The following is a 21,443-nucleotide window of genomic DNA, read 5'->3' on the forward strand; positions in this document are numbered from 1 at the left end:
TCAGGTAACGCTTTTGTATCGGCGCTAGTGCTCAACTATAGGCGATTAATCAGCGCGGTAATAATTCCGTTATCTGGGTCTCAGTACGTTGTAGGTGGTCCTACAAGGAGGCGGTTAGCTGACCGTAACAAACACGTGGGCCGCAACCTCGGGCGGCAGTTCCAGCGCGCCTTCGATCTCGGGCACACGCACGGAGATGTATTCGCCGACGCGCTCCAGGGCCAGGGACGCTCCGGGCCGGATTCCGCCTTCATCCAGCTGCACCAGCAACTCCGGCTCAACCTGGATGGGTTCGGCCAGCCTGCTCACGGTGATACGTGAGTCGGCCCCGTACGCGGTCATGGCTTCAAGGAGGTTGACCACACCATCGGTGAAAGCGGGAGTCGGCTGACCGCCGAGCGCCGCCAGTCCCGGAATGGGATTGCCGTAGGGGGAAACGGTGGGGTGGTTGAGGAGTTCAAAGATGCGACGCTCCACCCGCTCGCTCATGACGTGTTCCCAACGGCAGGCTTCGTCATGGACATATGCCCAGTCCAGTCCGATCACATCGGCCAGGAGCCGTTCCGCGAGGCGGTGTTTGCGCATGACTTCGGTGGCGCGTTTCCGGCCGGTTTCAGTCAGCTCAAGGTGCCGGTCCCCCGAAACAACCACCAGCCCGTCACGCTCCATCCGCCCGATGGTCTGCGAAACGGTGGGTCCGGAGTGGCGCAGCCGTTCGGCAATCCGGGCGCGGAGAGCCACGATGTTCTCTTCCTCAAGCTCCAAGATTGTCCGAAGATACATCTCCGTGGTGTCGATCAGATCGGTCATCCAGCTCAGCTCCTCGAGCACAGTCCTTGCGTCAGTCCCACCGTACCGCGCAAAGGCTTCCACGTTGGCCTCGGCGGGGTGGACCTGCATCCACCAACCAGCCGCTGGGAAAAGCCCCACGGGATCAGCCAGGCCGGCTTCGCGACCCACTGTACGACAGCATCCAGCTTAGCCTATTTTGAATTACTCCGGATAATCTTCAGCGTATCGCTCTGACCTGCCGCCGGGATGTCTCAGTGACTGGACTATGACGGATGCCGTTCCCTCCCCCGCAGGCACGTCAGGCAGAATATAGGGGATTCCCCTGCAGGAACCCGTGCACTGCCGGGCCCACGTCCACGCCGGAAACCACGTCCACGCCGATAAATTGGAGCCATTGTGAGTGACACCAGCATCACTATCCCCGCCAACCTCCTGCCCAAGGACGGACGGTTCGGCGCCGGGCCATCAAAGGTCCGCCCCGAACAGATCGAAGCACTGTCTGCCGCCTCTGCCACCCTCCTCGGCACGTCGCACCGCCAGGCCCCGGTGAAGAACCTGGTGGGATCTGTCCGCAGCGGCCTCAGCGAATTTTTCCGCGCCCCCGAAGGCTACGAAGTCATCCTCGGAGTGGGCGGCTCAACGGCGTTCTGGGACGTCGCGGCGTTCGGACTGGTGGACAGCAAGGCCCAGCACCTCTCGTTCGGCGAATTCGGCTCCAAGTTCGCCTCGGCTACGAATAAGGCTCCGTTCCTGGACGCCTCCTCCATCATCAAGGCCGAGCCCGGGACGCGGCCGGTAGCCGCCGCGGAGGCGGGCGTGGACGTCTACGCCTGGCCGCAGAATGAGACCTCCACAGGCGTGGCAGCGCCGGTCAAGCGGGTTGCCGGCGCGGATGAAGGATCGCTTGTCCTGGTGGACGCCACCTCGGCTGCCGGCGGCCTGGACGTCGATGTCTCGGAAGCCGACGTGTACTACTTCGCCCCGCAGAAGAACTTCGCATCCGACGGCGGCCTGTGGCTGGGGCTTTTCTCCCCCGCGGCCCTGGAACGCGCCGCCCGGATCAAGGCAAGCGGCCGGTGGATCCCCGATTTCCTGGACCTGCAGACCGCCATCGACAACTCACGGCTCAACCAGACGTACAACACCCCGGCGCTGGCCACCCTGGTGACCCTGGACGCCCAGGTGCAGTGGCTGAACGCCAGCGGCGGCCTTGAGTTTGCCGCGGCACGGACCGCCGATTCGGCCGGCCGCATCTATGACTGGGCGGAGGCCTCCGAATACGCCACGCCGTTCGTTGCCAAGGCAGAAGACCGCTCCAACGTGATCGCCACCATCGACTTCGATGATTCGATCGATGCAGCCGCAATTGCCAAGGTCCTGCGCGCCAACGGCATCGTGGATACCGAACCGTACCGCAAGCTGGGCCGCAACCAGCTGCGCATCGCCACGTTCGTGGCGATCGACCCGGACGACGTTTCGGCCCTCCTCTCCAGCATCGACTACGTCGTGGGAGAACTGCGGAAGTAGGAAGTCAGCTGCTGCTGACGCGTTAACGTCCGACGGCGTCGTCCGGGTTTGGTCCCGGACGGCGCCGTCGTCGTTAAGTGCTCTAGTCGGTCTCGCGGGCGGAGCCGGATTGTTCCTCTGGTGCGTCACTGTCGTCGTCGGAATCGTCGTCGGTGTCGTCGTCGGAATCGTCGGAATCGTCGTCAACGGAGACCGCGGCGCCGTCGCCGGAGCCCGCCGGGGCAGTGTCCTGGGCGTCGGCGTCCACAACAGGCGCCTCCGCGTCCTGTTCATTTTCCTGGGCATCCTCGGGGCGCACCCGTTCAGCCCAGGGCACCCACTCCGGCGCGAGGATGGAATCCTCCGAAGGCAGCAGGCCAAGTTCGTTCACCGTGACGACCTTGGAGCGGGAATTGCGGGTGAGCACCGCGTACCACTGCCACCCCTGGTACCCGGCCAGCTTGGACTCGAAGAGATGAGTGACAACGCGGTCCCCTTCACTCTTGGCACCTAGGTGCTGTCCGATCTGTTCGGCCGGGGCGATGCCCTGCACTGCAGCCCGGGCAAAGTCCACGGCTGCAGCGAGCACCGCATCCGGTTTTCCGACGCGCCACACGGGGACGCCGGAACGGGGCTTGGACGCCGGTTTGGGGGTGCTCTGGTCAGGTTGGGAAGTCATGTGGATGCCTAAGCGTCCAGCTCGTCGGCAACCTTACGGAGGGCGGCTGCAATCGCCTTGGCCTTGTTGCCTTCCGGGTACTTTCCGGCGGACAGCGTCCCGGACAGGTTGTCCAGCACGGTCACGAGGTCCTGGACGAGTGGCGCCAGGTCCTTGGCGCTGGGACGCTTTGCCTTCGCGATGGACGGGGTCTTGTCCAGCACGCGCAGCCCGAGGGCCTGGGCTCCCTTGCGGCCGTCGGCCACACCGAACTCCACGCGCGTGCCGGCTTTGAGCTCCGTTACGCCTTCGGGCAGGGCGGATTTGGGCAGGAATACTTCCTGGCCGTCCTCACCTGCGAGGAATCCGAAGCCTTTTTCCTTGTCATACCACTTGACCTTGCCGGTAGGCACGTAATCAACCTTCTTCGTTCTGGACTTCCTGTGACACGGCCGGCGGCCACCGCATCCGCACTGATATGCGGGTTCAGGGTATGGCTGCCCGGACCATGTTGGTCTGTATCTTCAAGGTTATCCTGCCGGGACCCGGATTCCCGCTTTGCGGCACGGGCTCAGCCGGGCTGTTAGCGTTACTTCCATGACACCCTCCCGCTACCGGCGGCCCCTGATGATAGTTGCGGCGGTTATTGCTGTCTTTTCGCTGGCTGCCGTGGGCGCCGTCATGGCCATCGCCTTTGGCGGCAGTGCCGCCCCGGTGTGGGTGACATCCCTGGCCCTGTACGGCCTGCCGCTGGCGTTCCTCCTGATGATATTCCTGGTGATCGACGGCGTCGCCGCCCGCCGCCGGGCAGGAAAGTCCGGCGGGCGGTAACGTTGGACTGATGTCCTTTATTCGCGCGCTCAGCAAGGAACTGGAGGCACGCAGCGACGACTCGTTGCGGGCCCTGTTCTCCGCGCGGCCGGACCTGGTCTCACCCAACGTTCCGGACTTTGCGGCCCTCGCGGCGCGGGCCAGCGCCAGGGTCAGCGTGCAGCGCGCACTGGAGCGCCTGAACCGGCCGCAGATGCAGGTCCTGGAGACGCTCCACCTCTGCACCAACACGGACACAGCCCACAGCGCCTCTGCCGCGGGACTCAAGAAACTCATCCGCGGCGCATCGCTGTCCGCCATCGAACGGATCCTGCACTCCCTTGAAGAACTCGCCCTCGTGCACCGCGCCGAGCCCCCGCACGGTGTCGCACTGCCGGCAGGGGCCCGCCAGCGCTACTACCTTCCGGTAGGAAGCCTCCGTGACGTCGTAGGAATATATCCGGCGGGACTGGGCAGGAGTTACACGGAACTTGTCCGGCTGCAGCCGGCCTTCGCCCAGCGCGTGGTGCAACTGGTGGGCGAACTGCACCACAGCGGCGCCTCCATCCATCCCGCCACAACACCTATGGAAGCCGCCCTGTCATTGCAGCATTGGACAGCCACGCCCGAGGCCCTGGAACGGCTCCTCGCCACCGCCCCGGAGCGCACCACGGCGCTCCTGGCCCGTTTCGGGAACTGGGCCATGGGCGCGGTGCCCCAGGCCCAGCGGCGGGCTTCCGTCCTCAATGAGGGCCCCGACGTCGGCCCTGTTGACTGGCTCCTGGCGAGGGGCCTGCTGGTACCGCTGGACGCCGCCCACGTGGAGTTGCCGCACAGCGTGGGGATCGCCCTCCGCGGCGGGGCCGTGATCGAGGACTTCACGCTGACTCCCCCGGTGCCCAGGCTGGGACAGACCACAGCGGCGCTCCGGCGAAATGCCGCTCTGGGCGCCATTGCCGAAACCCTCCGCCTGACGGGAGAGCTCCTGTACAACGTGCGCGAGCAGCCCCTCGTCACGTTGCGGAGCGGGGGCGTCGGCGTCCGCGAGATGAAGCGCCTGGCGGACGCACTCCGGATCGACCTTCGCGCCGCCGGCCTGCTGGTTGAACTCTGCGCCCTGGCCGGCCTTCTCCGGCTGGACGTTGACAGCTCCGCCTGGGTGCAGCCGGAACAGCTTGAGTGGCTTACGCTGCCGCGCCAGGAACAATGGCTCTGGCTCGTGAATGCCTGGCTGGCCAGCGAACGTGCCCCGTCGCTGGTGGGCCAGCCAGTCACCGGTCCGGGCGCGGGGGCCGCCCCGCACCGTGCGGCGGCGGGCACCACCATCAACGCGCTGTCGGCTGAAGCCCAGCGGCCGGACGCGCCCGTCATCCGGAAGAGGATCCTGGAAATCCTCAACGAACTGACGGACGAGGCCGCTGAGGCCGACGGCAAGGCGCCGGTGCTGGACGCAGCCGCGGTGCTGCAACGGGCAGAGTGGACCCAGCCCCGGATGGCACGGCGCTTTAGTTCGCTGATCCGCGGCGTCCTGGCCGAAGCGGAGATGCTCGGCCTCATCGGTTCGGGCGCGCTGAGCCAGTTGGGCTCGGCCATCGCCGCGGAGCGTCCCGATGAAGCGCTGGATATCCTGGGGGAACATCTCCCGGCCGCCCTCAACCACGTGTTGCTGCAGGCTGACCTCACTGCCGTAGCGCCGGGGTACCTGGCGCCCGAGTTGAGTGAGAAGCTGCTGGTGATGGCCGACGCCGAAGGCCAGGGTCCCGCTACGATCTACCGGTTCTCCGTGGCGTCCGTCCGCCGGGCGCTCGACGCCGGCCACGACGCCGGCAGCATGTTGCGTTTCCTGCGCGAGCACTCGGCCACCGCTGTACCGCAGCCACTCGAATACCTCGTGGAGGACACCGCGGCCAGGCACGGCAGGCTGCGCGTGGGCGTGGCGTCCAGCTTCATCCAAAGCGACGACGAGGAAGCCCTGCTCGAACTCATCAAGGAATCCAGCGCGTCCGGGCTGGGGCTGGTCCGCATTGCGCCCACAGTCCTGATTTCCCGCGCGGGAACCAAGGAAACCGCCCAGGTCCTGCGTGCACTCGGTTTGTCACCGGCCGTCGAGGAGGCTGAGTCAGGGCTGATCCGGCTGCGCCGGACCACCGCCGTTCCGGGCAGCGGGCGTCCTGTGTACAGCGCGCCGCGGACGGCACCGGCAGAGGCCGACGTCGACGCCCAGCTGGCGATTCTCCGCAGCCACGGAGCCGCCCATGGAGCGAACGGCAACGGAAGCCACCGCCCGGCGTCGGGGGCAACGGGAGAGGAAGCAACGCAGCTCGGGCTCGAAACCCTGCAAAAGGCCATCCGGCTCCGGCAAGCAGTCGTAATGAACGTGGTGGACAGCCAAGGGAATTCCAGCAGGGAAACGGTTGTTCCGGTCTCTGTGAACGGCGGCCGGGTGAGGGTCTTCGACCCCGCACGCGAAACCGAACGCGTGCTCTCGATCCACCGGATCATCGACATTGAGGCGGAAGAGGGATCCCAGCAGTGACCAGCACCCCACAAACCAGCGGCATCAGGGCCTGGGCGCCGTGAACGACGGGCCACTGATCGTCCAGAGCGACAAAACCATCCTGCTCGAAGTGGACCATGAGCTTGCCACCGAGGCCAGGCACGCCATCGCCGCCTTCGCCGAGCTGGAGCGCGCGCCGGAACACGTGCACAGCTACCGCCTGACTCCGCTGGGGCTGTGGAACGCCCGCGCCGCCGGACTGGACGCAGAACGCGTGCTGGACACCCTGTTGAAGTATTCGCGCTTCCCGGTGCCGCATTCCCTGCTGATCGACATCGAAGAAACGATGTCCCGCTACGGCCGGCTGCGGCTGGAAAAAGACCCGCAGCACGGGCTGGTGATGCGGACCAGCGATTACCCCGTGCTCGAGGAAGTCTGCCGTGCCAAGAAGATCCAGCCCCTGCTCGGCCCGCGCATCGACGGCGAGACCGTCGTGGTCCATTCCTCGCAGCGCGGGCAGCTGAAGCAGCTGCTCCTCAAGATCGGTTGGCCTGCCGAAGACCTGGCCGGCTACGTGGACGGCACGCCGCACCCCATTATGCTCAACGAGTCCGGCTGGAAGCTCCGGCCGTACCAGAAACTGGCCACGGAGAACTTCTGGGCCGGCGGCAGCGGCGTCGTCGTACTCCCCTGCGGCGCCGGCAAAACGCTGGTGGGTGCGGCAGCCATGTCCACAAGCTCCACCACCACGTTGATCCTGGTGACCAACACCGTGTCCGCCCGGCAGTGGAAGGACGAGCTCGTCAAGCGGACCTCGCTGACGGCGGACGAGATCGGTGAGTACTCCGGCTCGGTCAAGGAAGTCCGCCCCGTCACCATAGCGACGTACCAGGTCCTGACCACGAAACGCGGCGGGCTCTACCCCCACCTGGAACTGGTGGACGGCCACGACTGGGGCCTGATCATCTACGACGAGGTCCACCTGCTGCCGGCACCCATCTTCCGGATGACGGCCGATCTCCAAGCCCGGCGCCGGCTCGGATTGACCGCAACCCTGGTGCGCGAGGACGGCCGCGAAGGCGAAGTCTTCAGCCTGATCGGGCCGAAACGCTACGACGCGCCGTGGAAGGACATCGAAGCCCAGGGTTACATCGCCCCGGCTGACTGCGTGGAAGTCAGGGTGGATCTTCCCCACGACGAACGTGTTGCGTACGCCATGGCGGAGGACGCCGACAAATACAGGCTCTGTGCCACGTCCGAAACCAAGACCACGGTGGTGGAGCAACTGGTGGAACAGCACCGCGGTGAGCAGCTCCTGGTCATCGGCCAGTACATCGACCAGCTGGACGAACTGGGCGAACGGCTCCAAGCCCCCGTGATCAAGGGCGACACGTCCGTGAAGGAGCGCCAGAAGCTGTTCGAAGCCTTCCGGGCAGGCGAAGTGAAGACCCTGGTGGTTTCCAAGGTGGCGAACTTCTCCATTGACCTTCCGGAAGCTTCGGTGGCCATCCAGGTGTCCGGCTCATTCGGTTCCCGGCAGGAGGAAGCCCAGCGACTGGGCAGGCTCCTGCGCCCCAAGCAGGACGGCCGCGCTGCGCGGTTCTACTCACTGGTGGCACGGGATACGCTCGACCAGGACTTCGCGGCCAAGCGCCAGCGGTTCCTGGCCGAGCAGGGCTATGCCTACCGGATCATGGATGCCAAGGACGTGGGACGGAATCCTTCGGCCACCTGATGCGGCAGCCGCCAGCCTCCGCGGAACCCTGTCCCGTTAGGGTCCCGCGGCCGAACGTCACCCGCGGGTGGCAGTCAGCTGATCCCCCACGATCCGTCCCGTTCCGTGGTTCCTGTCCGCGGGTCAAGCTGCGGTGCCTGATAGGCGAGTTCGCCGCCGCTGCGGCCACCGAACGGACGTCCGTGGTCCGCGAACTCCTCCCGGAAATAGGCAAGGCACCACTGCCCCATCTGAATCCGGGCGCCCGTGCGAAGAACGGACTCACCCGTGGATGCGACACTGCCTGTCACCCTGCCGTGCGGCACCAGTACGTACTCGTCGTCCGCGTTGTGGACTATTTCCGCATGGAGCCCGTCCAGCCCGTCCAGTTGGACGTCCGAGGACCCGTCACTGCCGATCCTTACGATTTCCCTGCTCAGTGTGTATTCGCGGGGCACCTGGCCGTTCCACGTTGCCGAGTCCTGGACGAAGATGAGCCGGGGCCGGCCGCTTCCCCGGCTGTGGTGGGTGGTGGTGGCACGGCGGGCGATGCTCCGCCTGACTGTCGGCATCAACGGCAGCGGAGTCTGCGGGGGCAGCAGCGAGAACCGCGGCGCGCGCCGTCCGCGTTTCATGAGTGGCGCCAGGGCGCCGAGCTTCCCCAGCTTGATGTGCGGCGAGCGCGTAATGAGCCGCTGCGACGCCGGGCTGGCGACGGCTCCGAGGCTCACGATGTGGCCGTCCGGACCGTCAACCACCACTGAAAGCCCCCGCTCGGCAAGGGTCTTCGCCAGCGGCCGGATGTCATCCAGCGACGGCATGCCGCCGGAACCGAACGGCTCAAGGCCGTCCACGGCAATTCGCACTTCGGTGCCGCCGGCCTGTGCTGTTCCCCGCGTTACGGCTCCGGACCCATCGGTATAGGAAAAGTCCAGATCCATGTCGAGGCGGAATCCGTTCACGTCCGGATCAGCTCCGGTTCTCGTCTGACCCCGAGGCATCGTTGTCACTGGTGGTCACCCGGAGGCTGCCGTTGAGCTTCCAGGTGGCGCGAGGGGCGTCCGGGCCGATGTCGCGCGGAACCTCCACCGTCATGTCGATGAAGTTGTAGTTGATCGCGGCGCCCTTGCCGGTCAAGTAGGACCACATTTCCTCAGCCAGGTCTGCCCAGTCGCGGATGCTGCGGTCGGCCGTGCGGGTACTCTCGGGCGCTTGTATTTCCGTCATGGTGGTTGTTCCCCTTCATTGGGTGCCGCATGAACGATTGGTCCCGAATCCTCATGGACTCAGTGCGCCCACTCTAATACCGGCCGGTAGCCGGGGAAACCCTCCGCGGCCCGAACGAATTAGCCGCAAAAAGGGTTCCCCTCAGTCCGTGGCCGCGAGCAGGTCCAGGACAAACCGCGCCATGTCCGCACGCGCGGCCACCAGGGCCCGGAGCGCGTCTGAGTCCTGCTCTGCCAGCTTCTGGGTGGGGATTGCGGACAACCCGGTGAAGACGGCCATCGATGCCGCGTGGCCCCGCCTGACGGACGCCTCCTCGACGTCAGCCCCGGCATCGGCCAGGCCGGCGCAGTACGCCTCCAGGCACAGCGGTCCCAGCCGGTACAGCTCGGCCCCGCCCATGACGCCCTGGTTGACCCAGCCGGAGAGCAGCTGGCCCAGGTCGAAGCCACAACAGGCCAGGCCGAACCGCCCCCAGTCGATAACCGCGAACGACGCCGCGGCGGTGCCGGCGGGCAGGGACTCCACCAGCAGGTTTTGCGGACTCGCGTCACCATGGGCGGGAAGCTGGGGCAGGGCGGTCATTTCGTCCACCAGCGCGAACGCCCTGTCCGCCAGGTCACGAAGGCCCGCGACCAGAGCGGCATCAGCGGCAGGAGCCACCGCCGGGTGCCGCCACAGGGAGTCGCCCTGTATCGCGGGGATGAAGACGTTGGCGCCCACACCCTCCACGAAGAACCGGAGCGCGCCGGGAGTGCTGGCATCCGGGATGGCGGCGACGCATTCCCTCGCCTCGGAGCTTCCCGACAGCCTGCCAAGGAATCTGGCTGCATCCACGAAACACCGGTCCGTCCAGCCGGCCGCCGCGACCTCGGCGACGTCCTCCATCCAGATCGCCGTGCGCTGGTTGTCGAGTTCCGCGATCTTGAAAACCTCGGGAAGCCGACCGCCCTGCGGCATCACCGAGCCGAGCGCCGAAGCGTAGACCTGCGCCTCGGTGCGCCACAGATAGTTGGCGGCGAGGGCAGCACGGAATGGCGGCGGCACCTGCCCGATGCCCTGCCACAGCAACGGCGACTGGATAACCTTGACCACCATGCTGAAGCGGGCGACGCCGACCGTGTTACTAGCGCCGGCACAACTGGTGCGGGCTGTTCCGCCGACCCGCCAGAGCCCTCCGGTGGTCATGTTGAACATGGGGAACTCGATTGCGTCGGCCCGGGCACCCAGCAGCTCCACGTCCCGCTCCCCGAGGGCGGCAGCGGCCAGCAGTGCCAAGTCAGCGGGCTCCGCCCCGGCAGCACCCAGGGCATCCATGTTTTCGAGCAGTGGCGCCTTCATGGATTACCCCTCGGTAGCCGGGCGGCCTCTGGAAAGGCCTGAGACCAAAAATGGTAAAGTAACTTTATGATTGATGTCAATGAGTTCCCGGCAGACGCGCCTCCCCCGCACATCGCCGCCCTGCTTGCAGGGGCCTTCGACGCCCTCCGGGCTGAATTGAACGCGCGGACCCTCCCTGGACTCCGGCCCTCGCACTACCGCGTTATGTCCCTCATTCCGGGCGGCGGCCTGAGGTTGTCCGAACTCGCCGAGCGGGCCGCAATCACCAGGGCCGGAATCGGCCAGTTCATGAAGTACCTGGAGAATCTGGGATACGTGGCGCTCCGGCCAGACCCCTCGGACAGCCGGGCAAAAATCGTAAGGCTGACGCCTTCGGGGACCTCCGCCGTCGAACTTTCCACGGCAATCATTGCCGAGACCGAAACGCGCTGGGAGGCGGCGCTGGGGGCCGGGCGGTACCGGGAACTGCGCCGGTCACTGCAGGAAATTGGCCGGCTTGCGCCGCCACCGGCAGCCTAGTGCCGGGTTCCACACATGGGACACTCAACATTCATTCAGAAAACTCCCAGATTCTGGGAGCATCATGGGAGGTATGAAAAAGAACGGTCCCGAAGCCAAGCTGCTCGTCGTCGATGATGAACCAAACATCCGCGAGCTGCTCTCCACCTCCCTGAGGTTCGCAGGCTTCGAGGTCGTCTCGGCCGGCAACGGACGCGACGCCCTCGCCGCCGCCGAGCTCCACGCCCCCGACCTTGCGGTGCTCGACGTCATGCTCCCGGACATGGACGGCTTCACGGTGACCCGCCGGCTGCGCGCCTCAGGCAAGCACTTCCCCGTCCTGTTCCTCACGGCCAAGGACGACACCGAGGACAAGGTCACCGGGCTCACCGTCGGCGGCGACGACTATGTCACCAAGCCCTTCAGCCTGGACGAGGTGGTGGCCCGGATCCGCGCCGTGCTGCGGCGCACCCAGCCCCTGCTCGACGACGACGCCGTCATCCGCGTGGACGACCTCGAGCTCGACGACGACGCCCACGAGGTGCGCCGCGGCGGCACCGTCATTGAGCTCTCCCCCACGGAGTTCAAGCTCCTGCGCTACCTGATGCTGAACCCGAACCGGGTCCTCTCCAAGTCCCAGATCCTGGACCACGTCTGGGAATACGACTTCAACGGAGACGCGTCCATCGTGGAGTCCTACATCTCCTACCTGCGGCGCAAAGTGGACATCGACCCCGATGCCCCGGCGCTCATCCAGACCAAGCGCGGTGTGGGCTACGTACTTCGGACAGCCGAAAAGCGCTGACCTTGCTGCACCGTTGGAAGTCCGCCTCGCTGCGTTCCCAGCTGGTGGCCATCATGATGGCGCTTATGCTGGTGGCCTTGGCCGTGACCGGTTCGGGAACACTAACCCTCCTGCACAGCTATCTGCAGGGCCAGGTGGACGACAAGCTCAAGGTCGCCGTCAATTCGGTCAAGCAGCAGCAGTCCTTCAACCAGCTGCTGCAACAGAATCCGAACATTCCCACCGACTACTCCCTCATGCTCCTGCGCCCGGACCAGGACCCGTTCCCGTTCGGCGGCAACAAGGACTCGCATCCGGACATCGAAAGCCTCTCCCCGGCCGAAGCCAACAAGCTCGACCTCGCCCCGTTCCAGGTCCGCGGCACCGACGGGCGGAACTGGCGCGTCGTGGCACTGCCTGTAGTTGACGGCAACCAGCGCAACGCCGTCGTCATCATCGGCCTGTCGCTGGCCCCGGTGGACTCGGTGGTGGAACACGCTTCACTGGTGGTGGTGGGAGTGGGCTTCCTGACCCTGGTGCTGGCCTTCTTCATTGCCACCTGGACAGTGTCCAGGTCCTTCCGTCCGCTGGCCCGCGTGGAAAGGACCGCCGCGGCCATCGCCGCCGGTGACCTTTCCCGCCGCGTCGATGTGGAGAATCCGGCCACCGAAGTGGGCCGGCTGGGCGGCTCCCTGAACGCGATGCTCAGCCACATTGAATCCGCCTTCGCGGCCAGGCTCGCCTCGGAAGAGCGGATGCGCCGCTTTGCCGCCGACGCTTCCCATGAACTCCGCACTCCCCTGGTGACGATCCGGGGGTTCTCCGAGCTCTACCGCCAGGGCGCCCTGACCAAGGACGAGGACGTGGCCATGGCCATGGGCCGGATTGAGAGCGAGGCCAAACGGATGGGCTCCATGGTGGAGGACCTTCTGCTCCTCGCCCGGCTGGACGAGCAGCGCCCCCTGCAGCAGAAGCCCGTGGATCTGCTGCTTCTCGCCAACGACGCCGTGGTGGACACCCAGGCCAGCGACCGGGACCGGACGATTTCACTGACAGGCCTCGACGGCGGACCGCCCTCCCCCGCGCCGATGCTGGGCGATGAGGCCAAGCTGCGCCAGGTGGTGGGCAACCTGATGGGAAACGCCCTGCGCTACACCCCGGCCGGGACGCCCATCGAGCTCGCCGTCGGAGTGCGCACCGGCGAGGCGGGCCAACTGTTTTCCGTCATCGAGGTGCGCGACCACGGCGCCGGGATCCCGGAGGACGAAGCGTCACGGATCTTTGAGCGCTTCTACCGGGCGGACACCTCCCGGACCCGGGAAACGGGCGGCAGCGGCCTCGGCCTGGCCATCGTTGCTGCCATCGTGGGCTCACACTCGGGGTCCGTCCGCATGGTCCCCACGGACGGCGGCGGCGCCACGATGGTGGTCAGCCTGCCGTTCCGGGACGAGGCAGCCGAGTATTTAGGCAGTAAGAACGACGGCTCAGGCAGTAGGAACGACGGCGGCGAAGCCGGCGAAGTTGTCCACATATAGGCAGCGGATGTGGCGCGGCTTTCCGCCCGTTTCCTAGGCTCGACGTAGCGGTCCGAACACCCCGGTCCGTCCGCAGGCTTGACCCGGCTTGCGAACAGCGTCGAAGGGCAATCACCATGAGCATCATCTCCGTAGATACCGAACTGCTCCAGCTCAAATCAGCCAACGTGAAGGCCACGGTTGACCGCATCAGCGCGGACGTCCAGGCCATGAAGCGGGGGCTGGATGAGCTGCAGGGCACCTGGCGCGGATCGGCGGCCACCAACTTCCAGGCGCTGATCACCGAGTGGACCATTACGCAGGGCAAAGTGGAGGCTTCGCTCGCCTCGATCAATATGGCCCTGACGTCAGCGGCCGCCACTTACGCCCAGGCAGAGCAGGGCAATACGCAGCGGTTCAGCTGATTCACAGGCTCAGCTGAAGCGGGCTAAGCCTCCGGGGTTCCCTGGTGGAAGCGCAGGCGCCACTGGGTGCCGTCCAGCACCCAGAGCGAACTGCGCAGCGACGATCCCGACCGGTCCTTGCTTCGGTACGTCAGCAGGACCGCCTGCGGTCCCACCCGGTCGGCGCCAATGATCTCCAGTTCGGCGGCAGTGCCCGGGCTCTCCTCGAGGGCCATCATCATGGCATCGCGTGTCCAGAACCGGCCCGAGCTGCCGATTTCCGTAAACTCCGGATGCAGCAGCACGCCGGTGCGCCCGATGTCGGCGCGGGTGTCGGGGCTGAGCAGTTCCCGTTCCAGTGCCTCAACGACGGCTTCGGGAGCTGCGTCCGGCCCCGGCTGCGCGAAGGGGTCCGTCTCCAGCTCACTGAATAGGTCCGGCTCGGTGAAAAGGTCCGGCTGGTTGCGGCTTCCGGCCAGGGTGAGGGATTCCTGGCGCTGCGGCACCCGGGGCGCGGCCTGTGTGGAGGCGCCTCCCTCGGGGACAATGCCGGCACGGACAAAACCCGGTCCCGACCGTACTGCAATGCCCTGCTGATAGGAGGTTGCCGCAGCCCGCGCCCGGTCGTCGGCGGCCTCGTTGAGATCGTGCCCGGCGTGGCCCCGGACCCATTCGAAGCGGTACTTGCGTCCAGTCAGCGCCTGGTCGATTTCCCGCAGGATCTCCACGTTCAGGACCGGCTTGCCGTCAGCCTTCCGCCAGCCCTTGCGCTTCCAGCCGGGCATCCACTTGGTGACCGAGTTGATGACGTATTGGCTGTCGCAAAGAATATGCAGCTCCTCCTCGGGGAGGTGCGCGGTGCAACGGAAAAGATCCAGGACGGCCATCAGCTCGCCCTGGTTATTCGTGCCGTGCGGCCAGCCGCCTGCCCGCCAGCAGTCGTCGTTCACATACCAGGCCCATCCGGCCGGGCCGGGATTTCCTAAAGCCGAACCGTCGGCTGCTGCAGTAATCGTCACCGCACTATCCTGCCAGACCTGCCCGACATTGTGGCTTTCGGTGATGCACGGCCACGGCGGACGGTGGCTGCACCAGTGTCCGTGCGAATGTCCTTCCGAACGCAAAAGTGCGGCCCCCTCGCAATGAGGGGGCCGCACTCAGGTGCGCTTTGCGCGGTTGGGCAGGTTAGAAACCGCCCATGCCGCCCATCTCGTCGCCGCCACCCATGGCCGGAGCGTTCTTCTCCGGCTTGTCGGCCACAACGGCCTCGGTGGTGAGGAAGAGACCCGCGATGGACGCAGCGTTCTGCAGGGCAGAGCGCGTTACCTTGACGGGGTCGTTGATGCCGGCAGCCAGCAGGTCAACGTACTGTCCGGTGGCGGCGTTCAGACCGTGACCGGCGGGCAGGCCGCGGACCTTGTCGACAACAACGCCCGGCTCGAGGCCGGCGTTGAACGCGATCTGCTTCAGCGGTGCGTCGATGGCAACGCGGACGATGTTGGCGCCCGTTGCTTCGTCGCCTTCGAGCTGCAGGTTGGCGAATGCCTTGGCGCCGGCCTGGATGAGGGCAACGCCACCACCGGCAACGATGCCTTCTTCAACGGCAGCCTTCGCGTTGCGGACAGCGTCCTCAATGCGGTGCTTGCGTTCCTTGAGCTCAACTTCGGTTGCGGCACCGGCCTTGATGACTGCAACGCCGCCGGCCAGCTTGGCCAGGCGTTCCTGCAGCTTCTCGCGGTCGTAGTCCGAATCGGAGTTCTCGATCTCGGCGCGGATCTGGGAAACGCGGCCGGCGATCTGGTCGGCGTCGCCGGCACCTTCGACGATGGTGGTCTCGTCCTTGGTGACAACAACCTTGCGTGCCTTGCCCAGGAGTTCGAGGCCGGCGGTCTCAAGCTTGAGGCCGACTTCCTCGGAGATGACCTGGCCACCGGTGAGGATGGCGATGTCCGCGAGCTGCGCCTTGCGGCGGTCGCCGAAGCCCGGAGCCTTGACGGCGACGGACTTGAAGGTGCCACGGATCTTGTTGACGATCAGGGTGGCCAGGGCCTCGCCCTCGATGTCTTCGGCAATGATCAGCAGCGGCTTGGAGGACTGCATGACCTTTTCGAGGACAGCAACCAGTTCCTTGACGTTGGAGATCTTGGAGTTGACGATCAGGATGTACGGATCCTCGAGGACCGTTTCCTGACGCTCAGCGTCGGTGACGAAGTAAGCGGAGATGTAGCCCTTGTCGAAGCGCATGCCCTCGGTGAGCTCAAGCTCGAGGCCGAAGGTGTTGGACTCCTCGACGGTGATAACACCTTCCTTGCCGACCTTGTCCAGTGCTTCAGCGATCAGCGCGCCGATTTCGTCGTCACCGGCAGAGATGGACGCCGTGGCGGCGATCTCTTCCTTGGTTTCGATTTCCTTGGCGGAAGCGAGCAGCTCGGTGGTGACGGCTTCAACAGCCTTCTCGATGCCGCGCTTCAGGGACAGCGGGTCAGCGCCGGCTGCGACGTTGCGCAGGCCTTCCTTGACCAGTGCCTGTGCGAGCACGGTGGCCGTGGTGGTGCCGTCGCCAGCGACGTCATCCGTCTTCTTGGCAACTTCCTTGACCAGCTCGGCGCCGATCTTTTCGTAAGGATCGTCCAGCTCGATCTCCTTGGCGATGGACACACCATCGTTGGTGATCGTGGGGGCGCCCCACTTCTTTTCGAGGACGACGTTGCGTCCACGCGGGCCGAGGGTGACCTTGACGGCGTCGGCGAGGATGTTCAGGCCCCGCTCAAGACCGCGGCGTGCCTCTTCATCAAATGCAATGATCTTGGCCATAACGGCAGTAGTCCTTTCGGGACAGTCGTTAAGAATGAACCTTCACTGCGGTGCCCGCGACGGACGACCCTTCACCGGCGGCCTCTGTATGCCGCACGGATGGGATCTCACCCCAGCAAGGTATTTCTTTCGCTCCTTGTCCTTCCCGCTCTCCGCGGCCGGCCGGAACCGGGCGTGGAATTAGCAGTCAGTCCGTGGGAGTGCTAAGTCAATAATTAGCACTCCCCCGGGGAGAGTGCAAGCAGGCATTGCGCGGAAAGGCCCTGCCGCAGCCCCGGCTACGCTAGGAGCGATCAGCCGCCGGCACGGGCGGCGGTTTCGCTTCCGCTCATCCTGGCCCTGTTATCTGCGGCATAGGTGAACACCATGTAGTTGGCGCTGGTGACGTCCCCGGTGGAATCGAAGCCGATCTGCCCTGACTCGCCGTCGTAATCCGCAGGCTTACCGGCCTTGAGGGCGTCGGCACAGTCCTTGTAGCTCCTGCACGGTTCAGCCGTGCCCGCGCCTTGCGGTCCGGAGACTGCGGTCAGCTTGGCAGCGATGGAGGAGCCGGCGTCGTCCTGCGCCGCGACGGCCGCGATGGCGGCCAGGTTAACGGCGTCGTACGTTTCCGCGGCGAACGTCATGTCCTTAAGGCCGGGATCAACCGCCACCAGTTCGCCCTGGAAATGGGCCGAGGGGAAGACGCCCGGCAGAATTCCGCGGGCACCCTCAAGGGCCTTGGATCCCAGCGCGGAGCCGTACTGGTTGACGGCGCCGTCACTGAGGATCAGCTTGCTGCCCGCCAGGCCCGCGTTGTTGAGTTCCGCTATGGCGCCCTGGGCGCCGGCGCGGGCAACGACAATGACGGCGTCCGGGCCGGCGGCCTTCGCGGCTGCGGCCGCCTGCTGTGCCTGGCCGGCTGTGAATCCGGCCTCGGCCACCGTGCCTACGCCTGCTGCCTTGGCCGCGGCGGCCACGGCCACAGAGACGTCCTTGCCGTACAGGCTGTCCTCGTGAAGGACCGCTACGGTCCGGGCGCCGCTGTCCTTGGCCAGCTTGACCAGCACTGGCGCCTGGGCCACGTCGGCTGCCGACGTGCGGAAGTAGTACCCGCCACTCTTATACCGTGTGAGGCCGTGCGCGGCGTTCGCCGGAGAAATGATGGCCACTTTGGCCCGCGACAGGACATCTATTGCCCCCGGGGCGCGGCTCGAGTCAGTGGGACCGATGACCACGTCAGCCTTGGCCGCCACGAGTTCCTTGGCCTGTGACGCGGTGTCTTCGCTGATTTTCTCGGGCAGGAGCTCCACCGGCCGCCCCTTGTGGCCGCCCGCGGCGTTAATCTCCTGGACCGCGAGTTTTGCGGCGGCAAGCTGGGAGGCGTTCAGGAAGGATTGTTTTCCGGTGTTGTCCAGGATGATGCCTATGCGCAGTGTGCCGTCGCCATTGGCGTCGACCGAATCAACCCGCACGTTGCCGCTCTGGCCGGAGCAGCCGGCCAGGACCAGCGCCGTGGCTGCGCCAAGGACCGCCGCCGACAACAACCGTGGCCGCACCCGGGCGGAGCGGGCAGGAGCGCCTGGGCCGTGCACTGCCGCGAACAGCATCAGGCCGGCCGGACGTTCTCTGCCTGGGGACCCTTCTCACCTTCGCCGACTTCGAACTGCACCCGCTGCCCTTCATCCAGGGCACGGTAGCCCTCACCCTCGATGGCCGACCAGTGGACGAAGACATCGTCTCCGGAGTCGTCGACAGTGATGAAGCCGTAGCCTTTTTCGGCGTTGAACCATTTGACGGTTCCCAATGCCATGGTGCCCACTTTCGGTTGCTTCTGTTCGGCCCACGTCACTGTGCGCCATCGGTACGGTCCGCATCCAAATGCGGCGTCCGGAATCACTTTAGCCACTGCCGTTTGCCGGAGGCAGGACCCTGTCCTGCGAGCCCCTAATAGTTATTCAGGCGTAACCGAAATTCCCTACTGGAAACCGGGCCCGAGGACCACGACCACGGGTATCTGGAACTCGGCGGAGTCCACCAGCGAGGTGATGTTCAGGAGCTCGCCGAGCGCTTCGGCGTTCGCTTTTTGCCCAGCCCCGCTGTAGTAGATCACCGACGACTGCTGCGGCATTCCGCCCCAGTTGCCCACCGGGCCCAAAGCCCATCCGTCCCCGGCCACGGTGGCGCTTACGCGGCCGGCCAGGCCGGCCGTGGTGGTCCCGTTGTAGACGGCCACGGCCTGGGTCTTGTCAACAGCCTGCGCGTTGGCGGAGGGTTCAGCGGAGGGAGTGCCGCTGTTCGCGAGCGCTTCAGTGGTAGAGGGCGTCGCACTTGGCTCTGCGCTGGGCGCAGCACTCGGGGATCCGGCGCCCTGGGTGGCCTCGGCGGACGGTGAGGCGGAGGGGCTTTGCTGGGCGGACCCTGCCGCCAGCAGCGGGGTGCCGGTGGGAACGAACCCCAGCTTGGGCAGGAAAAGGAAGGCAACCAGGCCGATGGCGAGCGCCACAACGCCGACCGCCAGGATGGGTCCCAGCCGGCGCCGGGGGGCATCGGCGGCGACCCGGTGGACACCCTGTCGTGAAGAGGCCTCCGGGACCCTGTCGAATTCATCCCGAGCGTATTTGGTCATGGTAAAACGATGTCCTTGGTGGTTTTGCTGATTGCCCAGCCCCGACTGTTAGGCGTCAGAGCCCAAACGGCGCGCCGTGCGTGCCCGTTGGCGTGACGTACGTAGTCTACGCAATCTCTTCACGAGCATGGGGTCGTGGGCCAGGGCGTCCTCGGTATCAATCAGCGTGTTGAGGATCTGGTAGTAGTGGGTGGCCGAGAGGTCGAACAGCTCACGAATGGCCTGTTCTTTGGCCCCTGCGTACTTCCACCACTGCCGCTCGAGGGCCAGCATTTGCTGGTCCCGCTCACTCAGCCCGGAGCCCTGCTGCGGAGCGGGCACCAAGCCGTTCGCCACCGCGCCCTGGCTGCCGGCAGCCGCAAGTGAGACGTCGTCGTGCACAGGTTCGGCCACGGCAAACTCCTTCACTTGATCCGGTCAAAGTCTCTTTCCATGGTACGGGCGAATAACACGCCTGTCATTTACGCACTGTGACGCGGGGGTGGAGAGGCTGACAGGCTCCATTCACCGGCTCCTGCGCTCGTTCCTCACGCAACAACGGAGCCTACGCAAATGTGGCCCGCCAGCCTCTTGGAGTCCAGCACTGCGAGAATGGACTCGTGTTTGATTCTGAAGCTTTGTTCGAGCTGGAGCCTGCCGTGGAGGCTTTGGCTTTCGCGGAGATGGTTCAGATGCCGCTGGACCGGCTGATGGCCCCGGACTGGGCGGCGGCGCTGGCGCCGGTCGAAGCCGGGCTGCGCAGCGTCCTGGAGTACCTTGCTACGGAAGTGGCCGACGGGCACCAGGTGCTGCCGTCGCCGTCGAACGTGCTGCGCGCCTTCCAACAGCCCCTGGCCGGCGTCAAGGTCCTCATCGTGGGCCAGGATCCGTACCCGACCCCAGGGCACCCCATCGGGCTGTCCTTCGCAGTGGAGGGGCACACGCGGCCCATTCCGCGGAGCCTTGCGAATATCTACAAGGAACTTGAATCCGACCTCAATCTTCCCGCCCGCGTCCATGGGGACCTCACCCGCTGGGCGGATCAGGGCGTCCTGCTCCTGAACCGTGTCCTGACAGTCCGTGCGGGAGCGGCCGGATCCCACCGGGGCAAGGGCTGGGAACCGATTACGACGGCGGCAATCGCCGCCGTTGCCGGGCGCCGCACTCCTGATGGCAGCCCGGCGCCCCTCGTGGCTGTGCTGTGGGGCAAGGATGCAGGGGGCGTCCGTCCCCTGCTGGGAGACGCTCCGGTGCTTGCCAGCGCCCACCCCAGCCCGTTGTCGGCAGCGCGCGGATTCTTCGGGTCCCGCCCCTTCAGCAAGGCCAACGAACTGCTCCGTTCGCAGGGCGCGGAGCCCGTCGACTGGGAGCTCCCGCCGGTCTCTTAGCCTAGGCTTACTTCCATGACTTCCCTCCCCGCCGCCACGTCAGCCAGCCGAAAATCGCGCCCCCAGACGAACCTTACGGTCCTCCGGCGCGAAGAACTCTCGCCGCACATGGTGCGGATCGTGGCCGGCGGCGAAGGCTTTTCGAGCTATGTGAACAACGATTACGTCGACCGTTACGTGAAAATCGCCTTCCCGCAGCCGGGCGTTGAATACCCGCTCCCTCTGGACCTGTGGGCCATCCGTGAGTCCATGCCCCGCGAACAATGGCCGCACACGCGGACTTACACGGTTCGTTGGGTGGACGAGGCGGCCCGTGAACTGGCCATCGACTTCGTGATCCACGGTGACGAAGGCCTGGCCGGCCCCTGGGCTGCCAATGCCCGTCCCGGCGACAGCCTGGTACTCACCGGACCGGGGGGTGGCTACAACCCGGACCCGGCGGCCGACTGGCACCTATTCGTCGGTGACGAGGCGGCCCTTCCAGCCATCGCCGCCGCCATTGAGTCGCTTCCGCCCCAGGCCCGGGGACTCGCGTTCCTGGAAGTGGACAGCAACGCCGAGATCCAGCCCATCACGGCCCCGGCCGGCCTGCGGATCGAGTGGCTGCCGCGCAACGGCACCCCTGCAGGCGCCAGCGGTCTCCTGGTCAGCGCCGTGCGCGAGGCCGAGTGGCCGGAGGGCACGGTACAGGTCTTCGCCCACGGCGAGCGGGGCTACATGAAGTCCCTCCGCGAAGTCTTCTTCCGTGAGCGCGGCCTCGAACGGGCGCAGGTATCGCTCTCGGGCTACTGGGCCGCCGGACGTGTCGAGGACGACTTCCAGGCCGAAAAGAAGCTCCCCATCGGCCAGATCTAGCCGGCCAGATCTAGCCGGCCAGATCTAGCCGGTCAGATCTAGCCGGCCGGAGCCAGC

Annotated in this window: 22 protein-coding genes; 10 read left to right on the forward strand and 12 right to left on the reverse strand. The window is 66.1% G+C overall.

All coding sequences use genetic code 11. From position 1 onward, the window contains the following. Window positions 1-114: 114 nt before the first annotated feature. The gene (locus BS38_RS0113590; RefSeq protein ID WP_028271309.1) at window positions 115-810 is read right to left on the reverse strand and encodes a metal-dependent transcriptional regulator; all 696 of its coding nucleotides are present in this window, start codon (window positions 808-810) and stop codon (window positions 115-117) included. Between the two features lie 378 nt (window positions 811-1,188). On the opposite strand from BS38_RS0113590, the gene serC reads away from it, so the two are divergent. After that, complete coding sequence (gene serC / locus BS38_RS0113595) at window positions 1,189-2,319, forward strand: phosphoserine transaminase (protein WP_028271310.1); 1,131 nt, start codon at window positions 1,189-1,191, stop codon at window positions 2,317-2,319. 82 nt (window positions 2,320-2,401) lie between these two features. Here the strand turns inward: serC and BS38_RS0113600 are convergent, their stop codons facing one another. Both BS38_RS0113600 and BS38_RS0113605 read right to left on the reverse strand, forming a co-directional pair. Next, the gene (locus tag BS38_RS0113600) at window positions 2,402-2,977 is read right to left on the reverse strand and encodes a DUF3027 domain-containing protein (protein WP_028271311.1); all 576 of its coding nucleotides are present in this window, start codon (window positions 2,975-2,977) and stop codon (window positions 2,402-2,404) included. A gap of 8 nt (window positions 2,978-2,985) precedes the next feature. Continuing rightward, window positions 2,986-3,369, reverse strand: a complete 384-nt coding sequence (locus BS38_RS0113605) for a cold-shock protein (RefSeq protein ID WP_011690655.1) — start codon at window positions 3,367-3,369, stop codon at window positions 2,986-2,988. A gap of 184 nt (window positions 3,370-3,553) precedes the next feature. Here BS38_RS0113605 and BS38_RS0113610 point away from each other — a divergent pair, with 184 nt between their 5' ends. The 3 genes from BS38_RS0113610 to BS38_RS0113620 are packed head-to-tail and all read left to right on the forward strand — an operon-like array spanning window position 3,554 to window position 7,998. Then, window positions 3,554-3,787 carry a hypothetical protein gene (locus BS38_RS0113610; RefSeq protein ID WP_028271312.1) on the forward strand — a complete coding sequence of 78 codons (234 nt, stop codon included), beginning with the start codon at window positions 3,554-3,556 and terminating at the stop codon, window positions 3,785-3,787. A 10-nt stretch (window positions 3,788-3,797) separates the two neighbouring features. Then, window positions 3,798-6,302 carry a helicase-associated domain-containing protein gene (locus tag BS38_RS0113615; RefSeq protein ID WP_028271313.1) on the forward strand — a complete coding sequence of 835 codons (2,505 nt, stop codon included), beginning with the start codon at window positions 3,798-3,800 and terminating at the stop codon, window positions 6,300-6,302. A 40-nt stretch (window positions 6,303-6,342) separates the two neighbouring features. Then, window positions 6,343-7,998 carry a DNA repair helicase XPB gene (locus tag BS38_RS0113620; protein ID WP_028271314.1) on the forward strand — a complete coding sequence of 552 codons (1,656 nt, stop codon included), beginning with the start codon at window positions 6,343-6,345 and terminating at the stop codon, window positions 7,996-7,998. A gap of 74 nt (window positions 7,999-8,072) precedes the next feature. On the opposite strand, the gene BS38_RS0113625 is transcribed toward BS38_RS0113620, so the two are convergent. From BS38_RS0113625 to BS38_RS0113635, 3 genes are all read right to left on the reverse strand, one after another. Beyond that, the gene (locus tag BS38_RS0113625) at window positions 8,073-8,939 is read right to left on the reverse strand and encodes an FHA domain-containing protein (protein WP_028271315.1); all 867 of its coding nucleotides are present in this window, start codon (window positions 8,937-8,939) and stop codon (window positions 8,073-8,075) included. A 7-nt stretch (window positions 8,940-8,946) separates the two neighbouring features. After that, window positions 8,947-9,204: a hypothetical protein gene (locus BS38_RS0113630; RefSeq protein WP_028271316.1), complete on the reverse strand. Its 258-nt coding sequence runs from the start codon at window positions 9,202-9,204 to the stop codon at window positions 8,947-8,949. Between the two features lie 141 nt (window positions 9,205-9,345). Further along, window positions 9,346-10,542, reverse strand: a complete 1,197-nt coding sequence (locus tag BS38_RS0113635) for a phosphotransferase (RefSeq protein ID WP_028271317.1) — start codon at window positions 10,540-10,542, stop codon at window positions 9,346-9,348. Between the two features lie 66 nt (window positions 10,543-10,608). Here BS38_RS0113635 and BS38_RS25145 point away from each other — a divergent pair, with 66 nt between their 5' ends. The 4 genes from BS38_RS25145 (at window position 10,609) to BS38_RS0113655 (ending at window position 13,763) form a co-directional block, all read left to right on the forward strand. After that, window positions 10,609-11,061 carry a MarR family winged helix-turn-helix transcriptional regulator gene (locus BS38_RS25145; protein ID WP_051628906.1) on the forward strand — a complete coding sequence of 151 codons (453 nt, stop codon included), beginning with the start codon at window positions 10,609-10,611 and terminating at the stop codon, window positions 11,059-11,061. Between the two features lie 73 nt (window positions 11,062-11,134). Continuing rightward, a complete protein-coding gene (locus BS38_RS0113645) occupies window positions 11,135-11,845 on the forward strand; it encodes a response regulator transcription factor (protein WP_028271318.1) in 711 nt (236 codons plus the stop codon). 2 nt (window positions 11,846-11,847) lie between these two features. Next, window positions 11,848-13,359 carry a sensor histidine kinase gene (locus tag BS38_RS25150; protein WP_051628907.1) on the forward strand — a complete coding sequence of 504 codons (1,512 nt, stop codon included), beginning with the start codon at window positions 11,848-11,850 and terminating at the stop codon, window positions 13,357-13,359. Between the two features lie 116 nt (window positions 13,360-13,475). Further along, window positions 13,476-13,763 carry a WXG100 family type VII secretion target gene (locus BS38_RS0113655; protein WP_028271319.1) on the forward strand — a complete coding sequence of 96 codons (288 nt, stop codon included), beginning with the start codon at window positions 13,476-13,478 and terminating at the stop codon, window positions 13,761-13,763. Window positions 13,764-13,786: 23 nt separating this feature from the next. On the opposite strand, the gene BS38_RS0113660 is transcribed toward BS38_RS0113655, so the two are convergent. The 6 genes from BS38_RS0113660 to BS38_RS0113685 form a co-directional block, all read right to left on the reverse strand. After that, a complete protein-coding gene (locus BS38_RS0113660) occupies window positions 13,787-14,761 on the reverse strand; it encodes a ribonuclease HI family protein (RefSeq protein WP_028271320.1) in 975 nt (324 codons plus the stop codon). A gap of 166 nt (window positions 14,762-14,927) precedes the next feature. Further along, complete coding sequence (gene groL, locus BS38_RS0113665) at window positions 14,928-16,556, reverse strand: chaperonin GroEL (RefSeq protein WP_028271321.1); 1,629 nt, start codon at window positions 16,554-16,556, stop codon at window positions 14,928-14,930. A gap of 293 nt (window positions 16,557-16,849) precedes the next feature. Continuing rightward, window positions 16,850-18,145, reverse strand: a complete 1,296-nt coding sequence (locus tag BS38_RS0113670) for an ABC transporter substrate-binding protein (protein ID WP_051628908.1) — start codon at window positions 18,143-18,145, stop codon at window positions 16,850-16,852. Then, window positions 18,145-18,348 (reverse strand): cold-shock protein, encoded by a 204-nt coding sequence (locus BS38_RS0113675; RefSeq protein ID WP_156037126.1) that lies wholly within the window; start codon window positions 18,346-18,348, stop codon window positions 18,145-18,147. The genes BS38_RS0113670 and BS38_RS0113675 overlap by 1 nt, the downstream gene beginning before the upstream one ends. 165 nt (window positions 18,349-18,513) lie before the next feature. After that, window positions 18,514-19,164 carry a LytR C-terminal domain-containing protein gene (locus BS38_RS0113680; protein ID WP_028271324.1) on the reverse strand — a complete coding sequence of 217 codons (651 nt, stop codon included), beginning with the start codon at window positions 19,162-19,164 and terminating at the stop codon, window positions 18,514-18,516. Window positions 19,165-19,212: 48 nt separating this feature from the next. Further along, a complete protein-coding gene (locus BS38_RS0113685; protein WP_051628911.1) occupies window positions 19,213-19,500 on the reverse strand; it encodes a DUF3263 domain-containing protein in 288 nt (95 codons plus the stop codon). Window positions 19,501-19,763: 263 nt separating this feature from the next. Here BS38_RS0113685 and BS38_RS0113690 point away from each other — a divergent pair, with 263 nt between their 5' ends. Together BS38_RS0113690 and BS38_RS0113695 are read left to right on the forward strand one after the other, a co-directional pair. Next, the gene (locus tag BS38_RS0113690; protein ID WP_028271326.1) at window positions 19,764-20,531 is read left to right on the forward strand and encodes a uracil-DNA glycosylase; all 768 of its coding nucleotides are present in this window, start codon (window positions 19,764-19,766) and stop codon (window positions 20,529-20,531) included. A gap of 15 nt (window positions 20,532-20,546) precedes the next feature. Next, window positions 20,547-21,386: a siderophore-interacting protein gene (locus BS38_RS0113695; protein ID WP_028271327.1), complete on the forward strand. Its 840-nt coding sequence runs from the start codon at window positions 20,547-20,549 to the stop codon at window positions 21,384-21,386. The last annotated feature ends 57 nt before the right edge of the window (window positions 21,387-21,443 follow it).

The sequence above is a fragment of the Arthrobacter sp. UNC362MFTsu5.1 genome (assembly GCF_000685965.1).
Classification (GTDB): Bacteria; Actinomycetota; Actinomycetes; order Actinomycetales; family Micrococcaceae; genus Arthrobacter.